Annotated in this window: 12 protein-coding genes; 9 read left to right on the top strand and 3 right to left on the bottom strand. The window is 69.8% G+C overall.

What is annotated here, in order from left to right; translation table 11 throughout:
• Window positions 1-23 precede the first annotated feature (23 nt).
• Window positions 24-692, top strand: coding sequence for a MarR family winged helix-turn-helix transcriptional regulator (locus J2W45_RS11405; RefSeq protein ID WP_310131899.1), 669 nt, complete (start codon window positions 24-26; stop codon window positions 690-692).
• A gap of 79 nt (window positions 693-771) precedes the next feature.
• On the opposite strand, the gene J2W45_RS11400 is transcribed toward J2W45_RS11405, so the two are convergent.
• Window positions 772-2,199: an MFS transporter gene (locus tag J2W45_RS11400; protein ID WP_310131898.1), complete on the bottom strand. Its 1,428-nt coding sequence runs from the start codon at window positions 2,197-2,199 to the stop codon at window positions 772-774.
• A 140-nt stretch (window positions 2,200-2,339) separates the two neighbouring features.
• The gene (locus J2W45_RS11395; protein WP_310131896.1) at window positions 2,340-3,071 is read right to left on the bottom strand and encodes a GTP pyrophosphokinase; all 732 of its coding nucleotides are present in this window, start codon (window positions 3,069-3,071) and stop codon (window positions 2,340-2,342) included.
• A gap of 108 nt (window positions 3,072-3,179) precedes the next feature.
• Between J2W45_RS11395 and J2W45_RS11390 the strand changes: the two genes are divergently transcribed.
• The 6 genes from J2W45_RS11390 (at window position 3,180) to J2W45_RS11365 (ending at window position 9,663) form a co-directional block, all read left to right on the top strand.
• Window positions 3,180-4,763, top strand: coding sequence for an MFS transporter (locus J2W45_RS11390; RefSeq protein WP_310131894.1), 1,584 nt, complete (start codon window positions 3,180-3,182; stop codon window positions 4,761-4,763).
• A 24-nt stretch (window positions 4,764-4,787) separates the two neighbouring features.
• On the top strand, window positions 4,788-5,414 hold the full coding sequence (locus tag J2W45_RS11385) for a pyridoxal 5'-phosphate synthase (RefSeq protein ID WP_310131893.1): 627 nt from the start codon (window positions 4,788-4,790) through the stop codon (window positions 5,412-5,414).
• A 162-nt stretch (window positions 5,415-5,576) separates the two neighbouring features.
• Window positions 5,577-7,439 carry a molecular chaperone DnaK gene (gene dnaK, locus J2W45_RS11380; protein ID WP_310131892.1) on the top strand — a complete coding sequence of 621 codons (1,863 nt, stop codon included), beginning with the start codon at window positions 5,577-5,579 and terminating at the stop codon, window positions 7,437-7,439.
• A gap of 2 nt (window positions 7,440-7,441) precedes the next feature.
• On the top strand, window positions 7,442-8,140 hold the full coding sequence (locus tag J2W45_RS11375; protein WP_310131891.1) for a nucleotide exchange factor GrpE: 699 nt from the start codon (window positions 7,442-7,444) through the stop codon (window positions 8,138-8,140).
• A gap of 123 nt (window positions 8,141-8,263) precedes the next feature.
• Entirely contained in the window at window positions 8,264-9,247 is a 984-nt protein-coding gene (locus J2W45_RS11370; RefSeq protein WP_310131890.1) for a DnaJ C-terminal domain-containing protein, read from the top strand.
• Window positions 9,248-9,249: 2 nt separating this feature from the next.
• Entirely contained in the window at window positions 9,250-9,663 is a 414-nt protein-coding gene (locus J2W45_RS11365; RefSeq protein ID WP_310131889.1) for a heat shock protein transcriptional repressor HspR, read from the top strand.
• Window positions 9,664-9,667: 4 nt separating this feature from the next.
• On the opposite strand, the gene J2W45_RS11360 is transcribed toward J2W45_RS11365, so the two are convergent.
• Window positions 9,668-10,405, bottom strand: a complete 738-nt coding sequence (locus tag J2W45_RS11360) for a cysteine hydrolase family protein (RefSeq protein ID WP_310131887.1) — start codon at window positions 10,403-10,405, stop codon at window positions 9,668-9,670.
• A gap of 76 nt (window positions 10,406-10,481) precedes the next feature.
• On the opposite strand from J2W45_RS11360, the gene J2W45_RS11355 reads away from it, so the two are divergent.
• Together J2W45_RS11355 and tdh are read left to right on the top strand one after the other, a co-directional pair.
• The gene (locus tag J2W45_RS11355; protein ID WP_310131885.1) at window positions 10,482-10,901 is read left to right on the top strand and encodes a DUF4190 domain-containing protein; all 420 of its coding nucleotides are present in this window, start codon (window positions 10,482-10,484) and stop codon (window positions 10,899-10,901) included.
• A 110-nt stretch (window positions 10,902-11,011) separates the two neighbouring features.
• Window positions 11,012-12,055: an L-threonine 3-dehydrogenase gene (gene tdh / locus J2W45_RS11350; RefSeq protein ID WP_310131882.1), complete on the top strand. Its 1,044-nt coding sequence runs from the start codon at window positions 11,012-11,014 to the stop codon at window positions 12,053-12,055.
• The last annotated feature ends 2 nt before the right edge of the window (window positions 12,056-12,057 follow it).

The following is a 12,057-nucleotide window of genomic DNA, read 5'->3' as shown; positions in this document are numbered from 1 at the left end:
CAAGTGAATGTATAGTTACATGCATGAGCGGTGAAGGTCAAGAAGATTCCGGGATTCCGCCGCAAGCGGACATCGTCGCGATGATCGAGCACGCGCTGCTCGCGGTCCGCCGCGACCAGTCGCGGCGCCGTCCGCCGTGGGCGGAGGGCGCGGCCCACGGGCACGGCCACGGACATCACGGCGGCCACTGGGGCCCGCCGTTCGGCGGCGCACCCTTCGTCGGTCAGTCCGGCGGCGCACCTTTCGGCGGCATGCCGTTCGGCGACTCCGCGCGTCCCGGCCCCGGCCGGCGCGGCGGGCGCGACGGATCGCTCGGGCGGATCGCCCGCGTGCGCATGCTCGAGGCGCTCGAAGCGGCGGATGCGGAGGGCCGCAGCCTCTCGGTCTCCGGCATCGCCGCTGCGATCGGTGTGGACCAGCCGCGCGCGAGCCGCCTCGTGCAGGAGGGCGTCGAGCGGGGGCTGGTGCGCCGCATCCCGGACCCGTCGGACGCGCGCCGCGCGCTCATCCAGCTCACCACCTCCGGCCGGGCGCTGCTCGGGGAGCTGCGCACCCACCGCCGCTCCTCGGTCGAGACGGCGCTCGCCGCCTTCACGCCCGAGGAGGCGCGCACCTTCGCGGAGCTCTTCGACCGCTTCGTGCGGGCCTGGCCGCGCCCCACCCCGCCCGAGGAGCCGTCGAGCGGAGACTAGATGCTCGAATCCGCCCGGAATTCGAGCATCCACTTACCACTCGTCGCCGAGGCTGCGCGCGGAGCGCGGCGCGCGCGGGTCAGGCGCGGCGCGGGGCGCGCACGGGGAGCAGCAGCGCGAGCCCGATCGCGAGCACCAGCACGATCGCCAGGATGCCCCAGAACTGGGCCCCGCCCACCGCGACGAAGATCGCGAACAGCGTCGGCGCGAGGAACGACACCGCGCGACCGGTCGTCGCGTAGAGACCGAACACCTCGCCCTCGCGGCCGGCCGGCGTAACCCGGGCCAGGAACGTGCGGCTGGCCGACTGGGCCGGCCCGACGAACAGGCACAGCACAAGGCCGCCGACCCAGAAGGCCGCGGCGCCGAGGTCGTGCGTGAAGAAGACCGCGAGTCCAGCGACGATCAGGCCGACGAGCGACGTGACGATGACGGCCTTCGGGCCGAAGCGGTCGTCCAGCCGGCCGGAGAGCAGCGTGCTGACGCCCGCGACGACGTTCGCCGCGATCGCGAAGATGATGACCTGGCCGCTGGTGAAGCCGAACGTCCCCTGGGCCAGGATGCCGCCGAACGTGAACACGCCGACCAGGCCGTCGCGGAACAGCGCGGACGCGATGAGGAAGAGGACGGTGTTCCGGCTCTCCTTCCACAGGCGCCCGATGTCGCGCACCAGCACCGCGTACGACGCGAAGAAGCCGACGCGCGGCGTGCGGGCGTTCGGGGCGATCTCCGGCACCGTGAACAGCACCGGGAGTGAGAACACGAGCGTCCACGCCGCCGCGATCAGCGCGATGATGCGGATGTTCAGGCCGTTCTCGGTCGGGACGTGCAGCAGCCCGCCGTCGCCGACGACCATCCCGAAGTACACGATGAGCAGCAGGACGATGCCGCCCAGGTAGCCGGCGCCCCAGCCGAAGCCGCTGACCCTTCCCACGGTCTTGGGCGTCGAGACCTGGACGAGCATCGCGTTGTAGTTGACGGTGGCGATCTCGTAGAAGATCGTCCCGATGGCGACGAGGGCGACGCCGAGCAGGAAGTAGGACGGCTGTCCCACGACGAAGAACATCAGTGCCGTCACGAGCACCACGACCCCGGTATTGACGCCGAGCCACAGCTTGCGGCGGCCGGAGCCGTCGGTGCGCTGGCCCAGCACCGGCGCGATGAGCGCGACCACGATTCCCGCGATCCCGACTCCCCACGCGAGTCCGCTCGACAGCACGGCGACCGCGGCGTCGTAGGCGGTGTGCGCCGGGCCGGACGTTCCGGACTCGGCGTTCTTCGCGCTGACGACCGCCGGGTCGACGAACAGGCTGCTCGTCAGGTAGACGGTGAACACGAACGTCGTGATGACCGCATTGAACGCGGCGCCGCCCCAGTCCCAGAGCGCCCACGACACCACCCAGCGGCGGGGGATGCGGCGATCGGTCGCACTGTCGGCGAAGAGCGGGCTCGTGGTCGTCACCAGGGCGTCGTCGCCCCTGCCGCCCCCCGGGAGTTCCGTGGTCATGCACACAGCGTAGGGCCGCGCGGCTAACGACCGGTGAACGCGCTCGCCCCATGTCGCCGAGGTGCACCTTGTTGCGCACTTCCGCGGCGTGTCGGGCGCAACAAGATGCACCCCGGCGACTGCTCGCGAGGTGCGCGCGGCTAGATCGAGGCGGGGAGGCTGTAGACCGTGCCGCGGTCGTCGCCGCGTACCTGCCGGTGCAGGTTCTCCATGGTCAGGTCGAGCTGGTTCGCGGTGCTCGCGGCCTGGGTCAGGTCGCGCAGCAGCCCTTCGGGGACCTCGCCGTCGTACTTGTAGTAGATCTTGTGCTCGAGGCTGGCCCAGAAGTCCATCGCGACCGTGCGCAGCTGGATCTCGACCGGCACCAGCACCGGTCCCTCGCTGAGGAAGACCGGCACCTCGACGATGACGTGCAGGCTCTTGTAGCCGTTGGGCTTGGGATGCGCGATGTAGTCCTTCACGCGCAGCGTCCGCACATCTTCCTGCGCGGTCAGGAGGTCGAACACGCGGTACACGTCGGAGACGAAGCTGCAGACGATGCGGATGCCGGCGATGTCGGTGATCGCCTCCCGGATCGCGTCGAAGCTCGGCTCGCAGTTCTTGCGGATGACCTTCTGCTCGATGCTCTCCGGCGACTTGAGCCGGCTCGAGATGTGCTCGATCGGGTTGTAGTCGTGCAGTTCGGCGAACTCCTCCCGAAGGATGCCCACCTTGGTCGAGATCTCGTCGATGCCGAACTTGTACGGCATGATGAACCGCGCGAAATCGTCCCGGAACGCCTGGACCTCGCTGAGCGTCGCGGGGTCGATGCTCTGCAGCGCCTCGATGGCGCGGGTGGAGAGGAGCGGGGCGGCGGCGGGGTCCGTTTCCATGCTCTCGACGCTAGCGACGGTGCTTGTGCGACCGGTGTGAATCGGGGGGTCCCAAACGCGTCGCGGTGTGCTTCCCTGAGCGTGCCACGGGACGCGAGGAGGTGCGCCATGAGTGCGGAGAGCACGACTCCGGTGCGGTTCAACGGACGGCTGGCGATCCTGCTGGCGATGGCGATGTTCGTGCTGGTGGTCGACACCTCGCTGATGAACGTCTCCATCTCGGCGGTCGTCCACGACCTGCACACGACGGTCAGCGGCGTGCAGAGCGCGATCGCGCTGGAGGCGCTGGTGTCGGCCGCGTTCATCCTGATCGGCGGCAAGACCGGCGACCTGATCGGCCGCAAGCTGGCCTATGTGCTCGGGCTGCTCGGATACGCCATCGGCGCGATCGCGATGACGCTGGCGCAGAACCTGGCGGCGATCATCGTGTTCTGGGCGATCATCGGCGGGATCGGCGCCTCGCTGCTGCTGCCCGCGATGCAGTCGCTCATCCACGGCAACTTCGAGGGCGCGCAGCAGAAGCGCGTGTACGCGCTCGTCGGAGCGTCCGCGGCGATCGCCGCGGCGGTGGGTCCGCTCCTCGGCGGCTTCATCACCACGTTCCTGTCGTGGCGCGTGGGCTTCCTGCTGGAGGCGGTCATCATCGCGGTCGTCCTCTCCGGCATCGGCCTGGTGAAAGACGTCAAGTACACCGGGGAGCGTTCCATCGACCTGGTGGGCGCGCTGCTCTCGGTGATCGGGATGGGCGGCATCGTCACCGGCATCCTGGTCTGGCAGGAGGGCGGCGAGCGGGTGCTGCTGATCATCCTGGTCGGTGTCGCGGGTCTGGTCTCGCTGGCGATCTGGCTGCGCTCGCGCTCGCGGCGGTCGAAGCCCACGCTGCTCGACCCGCGGCTGTTCCGGTCGAAGCTGTTCCAGTCGGGCGTCTCAGGTCAGCTGCTCCAGCAGATCGCGCTCGGCGGCACGATGATCGCGCTGCCCATCTACCTGCAGATGGTGCTCGAGTACAACGCGCTGCTCTCCGGGCTGTCGATCGCTCCGCTCTCGCTGAGCATGTTCGCCGTCGCGCTGCTCGCCGGCCGCCGGCTGAAACGGCGGCCTGCCAACCTGATCCTCTGGGGCTTCTCGCTCGCCGTCGTCGGCGTCGCCGCGATCATCCCGCTGGTGCCGATCGCGACGTCGGGCTGGTACCTCACCCTGCCGCTGATCATCGCGGGGTCGGGGCTCGGGCTGCTGGTGTCGCAGCTCAACAACTACACGCTGTCCCCGGTCTCCGACGAGCGGGTGAGCGAGGCCGCGGGCGTGAACTCCGCGGCCGGGTCGTTCGGGCTCTCCTTCGGACTGGCGTTCGCGGGCGCCATCATGCTGGCGACGCTCGCCGCGACGTTTACCGCGAAGACGGACGCGAGCACGGTGCTGCCGCCCGACGACAAGGCGCAGATCTCGCAGGTGCTGGAGACCGACGCCGAGGTGATGTCGAACACCAAGCTCATCGAGCTGCTCAAGACCGAGCCGCCCGAGGTGCAGGCCGAGGTCGTGCGCATCAACACCGAGTCGCGGCCGATCTCGCTGCAGGTCGCCCTGCTGGTGCCCGTGCTGGCCGGCCTGCTCGGCGTGGCGAACGCGTTCCGGATGCGCCGCCTCCCCGACCCGGCGCCGAGCGAGGCCGCGGAGGGCACCCTCGCCGGGTGAGCCCGTCGAGCCTAGGGTGGCGCTATGGCCAACACGCTCACGGGGGATGCCGACCTGTACCTGCCCGAGTTCGACGACCCGCCCGCCGAGCCCGGCGGCCTGCTCGCCGCCTGGCTCGAGCGCGCGAAGGAGCGCGGCGTGAGCGAACCGCTGGCGGCGACCCTGGCGACCGCCGGCGCCGACGGTGTCCCGGATGCCCGCACGGTGGCCCTCGTCGCGCTGGAAGCGGACGGCGTCACGTTCGGAACGGCGGAGCGCAGCCGGAAGGGACGGGAGCTCGCGGACAACCCGCGGGCGGCGGTCGTGCTGTACTGGCGCGAACTGGTGCAGCAGCTGCGGATTTCCGGCCGGGTCGAGCGCCTCGGCAGCGACGACTCCGACGCCATCTTCGCCCGCCGCCGCCGCGAGGCGCAGGCGGCCACGGCCGTGAGCGAGCAGGATGCGCCCCTCGACGACCTGGATCTGCTGCGCACCGCGGCGCGCGACCTCCAGGGCGCCGAGGGGCCGATCGAGCGCCCCGAGAACTGGCTCGGCTACCGCGTGGTCCCGGAGACGATCGAGTTCTGGCACGGCAGCCCCGATCGCCTGCACCGCCGGCTCGAATACCGGCGGGGCGACGGCGGCTGGACGGTCCAGCGATTGCAGCCGTAGGGGAATAGCCGCACCCTCTCCAAAGTTGAGTCATGTGTACTCAAGTTTTGGACCTGCGCTCTTGACAGCATCCCACGCGGATGACAGTCTTGAGTCGTCGAGGCTCAACTCTTGACCACAGACTTTCACGGCACACGCCAGCAACAAAGGAGAGAAGCACACATGTCACGTGCAGTAGGTATCGACCTCGGAACCACGAACTCCGTCGTCTCGGTGCTCGAGGGCGGCGAGCCCACGGTCATCGCCAACGCGGAAGGTTTCCGCACCACCCCGTCGGTGGTCGCATTCACCAAGGACGGCGAGGTCCTCGTCGGCGAGACCGCCAAGCGCCAGGCGGTGACCAACGTCGACCGCACGATCTCGTCCGTGAAGCGCCACATGGGCACCACGTGGACCACCGAGATCGACGGCAAGAAGTACACCGCGCAGGAGATCTCCGCGCGCATCCTGCAGAAGCTGAAGCGCGACGCGGAGCAGTACCTCGGCGACACGGTGACCGACGCGGTCATCACCGTCCCGGCGTACTTCAACGACGCAGAGCGCCAGGCCACCAAGGAGGCCGGTGAGATCGCGGGCCTGAACGTCCTGCGCATCATCAACGAGCCCACCGCGGCCGCGCTCGCCTACGGCCTCGACAAGGGCAAGGAGGACGAGCTCATCCTCGTCTTCGACCTCGGTGGCGGCACCTTCGACGTCTCCCTGCTCGAGGTGGGCAAGGACGACGACTTCTCGACCATCCAGGTGCGTGCGACCGCCGGCGACAACCGCCTCGGCGGCGACGACTGGGACCAGCGGATCGTGGAGTGGCTCATCAAGCGCTTCAAGGACTCCACCGGTGTCGACGTCTCCAAGGATAAGATCGCGCTGCAGCGCCTGAAGGAGGCGGCGGAGCAGGCCAAGAAGGAGCTGTCGTCGAGCATGTCGACCAGCATCCAGCTGCCCTACCTCTCGCTGACCGAGAACGGCCCGGCCAACCTCGACGAGACGCTCACCCGCGCCCAGTTCGAGCAGATGACCAGCGACCTCCTCGACCGCACCAAGAAGCCGTTCCAGGACGTCATCCGCGAGGCCGGCATCAAGGTCGGCGACATCGCGCACGTCGTGCTCGTGGGTGGTTCCACCCGCATGCCGGCCGTCTCCGAGCTCGTGAAGCAGGAGACCGGCGGCAAGGAGCCCAACAAGGGCGTGAACCCGGACGAGGTCGTCGCCGTCGGCGCCGCCCTGCAGGCCGGTGTCCTGAAGGGCGAGCGCAAGGACGTCCTCCTCATCGACGTCACCCCGCTGTCCCTCGGCATCGAGACCAAGGGCGGGATCATGACCAAGCTCATCGAGCGCAACACGGCCATCCCCACCAAGCGCAGCGAGACCTTCACCACGGCCGACGACAACCAGCCGTCCGTCGCGATCCAGGTCTTCCAGGGCGAGCGCGAGTTCACCCGCGACAACAAGCCGCTCGGCACCTTCGAGCTGACCGGCATCGCCCCGGCCCCCCGCGGCATCCCGCAGATCGAGGTCACCTTCGACATCGACGCCAACGGCATCGTGCACGTGTCCGCCAAGGACAAGGGCACCGGCAAGGAGCAGTCGATGACGATCACCGGCGGGTCCAGCCTGCCGAAGGAGGACATCGACCGCATGGTGCGCGAGGCCGAGGAGCACGCGGCGGAGGACAAGAAGCGCCGCGAGTCCGCCGAGACCCGCAACCAGGCCGAGCAGCTCGTCTACTCGATCGAGAAGCTGATCAAGGACAACGAGGACAAGCTCCCCGAGGACGTCAAGAACGAGGTCCAGGGCGACGTCGACGCGCTGAAGACCGCGCTCGCCGGAGACGACGACGAGGCCGTGAAGTCCGCGTACGACACGCTGAGCGCCAGCCAGCAGAAGCTCGGCGAGGCGATCTACTCGTCGGCCCAGCCCTCCGAGGCCCCGGCCGGTGACGCGGGCGACGGTCAGCAGCCCACGTCGTCGGACGACGACGAGGACGTGATCGACGCCGAGGTCGTCGACGACGAGGAGAAGAAGTAATCATGTCGGACCAGAACGGCGGCTCCCCGGAGCCGGAACGCGAGGAGCCGGTCATCCGCGACAAGCGCAAGATCGACCCCGAGACCGGGAAGGTCCGGCAGCCCGAGGGCGACCAGGCGGCCGGCAACGGCACGCCCGCGGACGGCGGGGACGACGCCGGTGAGCACGACCTCTCCCACGAGGAGCTCATCGACGTCGGCCCGGCCGAGGGCCAGGAGCAGGAGGACGGGACCATCCTCAGCGATGACGACCTCGACATCCTCTCCGGGCAGACCACCGCGGAGGAGCTCGCGGCCGAGCGCCTCGCCGACCTGCAGCGGGTGACCGCCGAGTACGCGAACTATCGCAAGCGCACGGAGGCCAACCGCGAGATCGAGCGCGAGCGAGCGGTCGGCGACGCCGTCAAGGGCCTCATCCCGGTGCTCGACGACCTCGAGCGCGCGGAGAAGCACGGCGACCTGGGCGAGGGCAGCGCGTTCTCGACCATCGCGGCCAAGCTCCGCACCGCGGTCGAGCGCCTCGGCCTCACCCCGTACGGCGAGAAGGGCGAGCCCTTCGACCCGCAGATCCACGAGGCGATCTTCCAGCAGCCGACCCCCGGCGTGACGGCGGACACCGTCGCCGAGGTCGTCGAGACGGGCTACCGCCTGGGCTCCACGACCGTGCGGGTGGCGAAGGTCGTCGTCGCGGTGCCGGCCTGACCGGCATCCAGCGCACCACGGAGCGGCGGGAACTCGGTTCCCGCCGCTCCGCTCAGCAGGTGCGCCCCCACGTTTTCATGCAGACTTCATCCATCATCCACAACGACTTGAGAGGAGGCGCCCGTGGCTAGCCAGGACTGGTTCGACAAGGACTTCTACAAGGTGCTTGGCGTCTCCAAGGACGTCAGCGAGGCCGACCTCAAGAAGACGTACCGCAAGCTCGCCCGCAAGTACCACCCCGACTCGAACCCCGGCGACGCCGCCGCGGAGGCGAAGTTCAAGGAGATCAGCGAGGCCTACTCGGTGCTGAGCGACCCCGAGGAGCGCAAGGAGTACGACCAGATCCGCGCGATGGGCACGGGTGCCCGGTTCACCGCGCCCGGTTCGGGAGCGCAGGGCGGCTTCGACGACGTCTTCGGCGGGATGTTCGGCCAGGGCGGCAACCAGAGGTACACCTTCCAGCAGGGCGGCGAGTTCGACGACGTCTTCGGAGGGCTGTTCGGCAACGGCCGGTTCGGCTCCTCCACCGGCGGGTTCCGCGGCTACGGCGGACCGACCCGCGGCCGCGACGTGACCGCGCACACCACCATCGACTTCCTCACCGCAACCCGCGGCGAGACCATCACCCTCCAGGCATCCGACGGCAAGCCGATCAAGGTCAAGATCCCGGCGGGAGTCGCGGACGGCCAGAAGATCAAGCTGCGCGGCAAGGGCCAGCCGAGCCCCGACGGCGGAGAGCCCGGCGACATCGTGCTGACGGTCACCGTGCGCAAGCACCCCGTCTTCGAGCGCGACGGGCTCAACCTCCGTGTCAACGTCCCGGTGACCTTCACGGAGGCCGCGCTCGGCGCGACCATCGAGGTCCCGACACTCGGCGGAGACCCCGTGAAGCTGCGCGTCGCCCCGGGCACCCCGAGCGGCCGCGTGCTGCGCGTCAAGGGCCGCGGCGTCGAGACCCCGAAGGGCACCGGCGACCTGCTCGCCGTCGTCCAGGTGGCCGTGCCGTCCCACCTGTCCGGCGAGGCCAAGGAGGCGCTCGAGGCGTTCGCCGCGAAGCTCCCCGACGAGAACCCGCGCGACGACATCCTGGCCAAGGCCCGGAGCTGACGATGGACGAGAACAGCCAGGTCTTCGTGATCTCGATCGCGGCGGAGCTCGCGGGAATGCACCCGCAGACGCTCCGCCAGTACGACCGGCTCGGACTCGTCAGCCCCAGCCGCACCGCCGGAAAGTCGCGCCGCTACTCGATGCGCGACATCGCCAAGCTGCAGGAGATCGCCCGGCTCGGCTCCGAGGGCGTCAGTCTGGAGGGCATCCGCCGCATCCTGGAGCTCGAGGACCAGGTCGGCGAGCTCCGCGGGCGCGTCCGCGAGCTGGAGTCGGCGCTCGCCGACGAGCTCCTCAACCGGCCGGGGCGCCGCGTCTTCGCGGCCGGCTCGGAGGGCGAGGTCGTCTCGATGCGTGCGGGCACCCGCATCCGCCGCAGCAACCAGCTCGTCGTCTGGCGGCCGCTGGAGCGCTAGGCCGTCAGAGGGACGAGACGCCCTGCCCGACGTAGAGCGTGTTCTGGATGTTGTGGGCCTCCTCGGCCGCGATGTCGTGGTCGATCCCGGCCCGCACCTCCCGCATGAGCTTGTGCAGCTCGGCGTGCTTCTCAGGCAGACGCGCGTGGCCGGTGCTGTCCCACAGGTTCGACACGGGGAGCGTGTCGCCGGCCTCGACCGCGAGCGTCCACTCCTCCGTCGTCGCGACGGCGGCGAACTCGGACTGCATCGTCACCAGCACGCTGCGGTGGAGGGCGTCCGCCGAGATCGCGCCGGCCTCGTTGACGAGGTCCAGCGTCCCGGTCGCGTCGGACAGGAACTCGACGGTGAAGCCGAGCTCCGCCGCATCCCGCGCCGTGCCCGCGCAGCAGTGCTGCGTCATGTAGCCGGCGATGGTGACCGTGTCGACGCCCGACGACCGCAGCCACTGCTCGAGGTCGGTGCCGGGGAAGGCCGACACGCTCGTCTTCTCGATCACGTGCGCCGGCGTCCGGTCGGCGATCGACGAGTGCAGCGCCGCACCCTCGGACCCGCGGGCGAAGACCGGTGCACCCTCGTCCTCGATGTGCTGCACGACGACCACCGGCACGCCGTGGTCGTCGGCCGCATCCCAGGCCACCTCGATGTTCGGGATGGACGTCATCAGGTCCGGGAAGCAGATCTTCAGGTTGCCGGTGACGTACTCGTTCTGCAGGTCGATCACGATCAGCGCGCGCTTCATGGCTGAACTCTAGCGCCGCGGACTCGCCCTCCGTGGGTCGTGTCCCCCGGCGCTCGCAGCCCTATGCTGTGGACCGATGACGACGCCGCCGCAGGACCCGTACGCTCCACCGCCCCCGTACGGCTACCAGCCGTACCCGCCCGCGCCGGGCCCCGGATACGCCCCCGCCCGTCCGCCGAGCGTCCCCGGCCGCGTGCTCGGCATCGTCGGGTTCGCGCTCTCGTTCGTCTTCCCGTTCGACATCGTCGGGCTCGTGCTCTGCATCGTCGCCCTGGTGCAGTCGCGGCGTGCCGGACACAACAACGGCTTCGCGATCGCCGGCATCATCATCTCGGCGGTCGGCATCCTGTTCTGCGCGGTGATCCTGGCCCTCCTGATCCCGGCGATGGTGGACCTGTTCCAGACCTGCGGCCGTCTCGGCAACGGTGTCCACCAAGTCGGCGGCGCCGTCTACACCTGCGAGCCCGGGTCGGCGCACAAGAGCTGGAGCTACTGAGCCGTCACCTCTTGCGCACGGGCGGCCTGGTCTAGGCTTTTGCTCGGCCGGAACCGCCCACAAGGCGCGGCCGCGCGATGAAGCACACCGACTCCCACGAGGAAGCGACGATGAAAGCCCTGTTCAAGAGCGAGGCCGCACCGGGTCTCGAACTGGTCGACGTACCCGAGCCCGAGATGGGGCCGGAGGATGTCCGGATCCGCGTCCTGCGCACCGGAATCTGCGGAACCGACCTGCACATCCAGCGCTGGGACGACTGGGCGGCGTCCGCCGTGAAGGCCCCGCTGGTCCCCGGCCACGAGTTCTTCGGCGAGGTCGTCGAGGTCGGCCCGCTGGTCCGCGACGTCGAGGTGGGCGACCTGGTCTCCGGCGAGGGCCACATCGTCTGCGGCACCTGCCGCAACTGCCGTGCCGGGCGCCGCCAGATGTGCATCCGCACCCAGGGCGTGGGCGTGCAGCGGGACGGCGCGTTCGCCGAGCAGCTCGTGCTGCCGGCCACGAACGTCTGGGTGCACCACAGCGCCATCGAGCCGGAGGTCGGCGCGCTGTTCGACCCGCTGGGCAACGCCGTCCACACCGCGCTCGCGTTCCCGGTGGTCGGTGAGGATGTGCTGGTCACGGGATGCGGCCCCATCGGCCTCATGGCGATCGCCGTCGCGCGCCACGTCGGCGCGCGCTTCATCGTCGGCACCGACATCAGCGCGCAGCGGCTCGAGCTCGCCCGCGGGATGGGCGCCGACTTCACCGTCGACGTCTCGCAGCACGACATCCACGAGGCGCAGAAGGCGCTCGGGATGCGCGAGGGCTTCGACGTCGGCTTCGAGATGAGCGGCGCCCCGACGGCCCTGCCCTCGATGATCGAGAACATGAACCACGGCGGCCGCATCGCCATGCTGGGCCTCCCCTCCAAGCAGATCGCCGTCGACTGGGGGATCGTGGTCACCCACATGCTGACCCTCAAGGGCATCTACGGCCGCGAGATGTTCGAGACGTGGAACGCCATGGGCGCCATGCTGCAGACCTCCATGGAGTTGCACGACGCGATCGCGTCGATCGTCTCGGACCGGTTCGCAGCTCGCGACTGGGAGAAGGGGTTCGCCGCCGCTGCGGCGGCCGGCGGCGGCAAGGTCATCCTCGACTGGACGGAGGTCTGAAC

Source organism: Leifsonia shinshuensis, from assembly GCF_031456835.1.
Lineage (GTDB): Bacteria > Actinomycetota > Actinomycetes > Actinomycetales > Microbacteriaceae > Leifsonia > Leifsonia shinshuensis_C.
The sequence above is the reverse complement of the archived record's forward strand: the minus strand, read 5'-3'. Positions and strand labels throughout refer to the sequence as shown.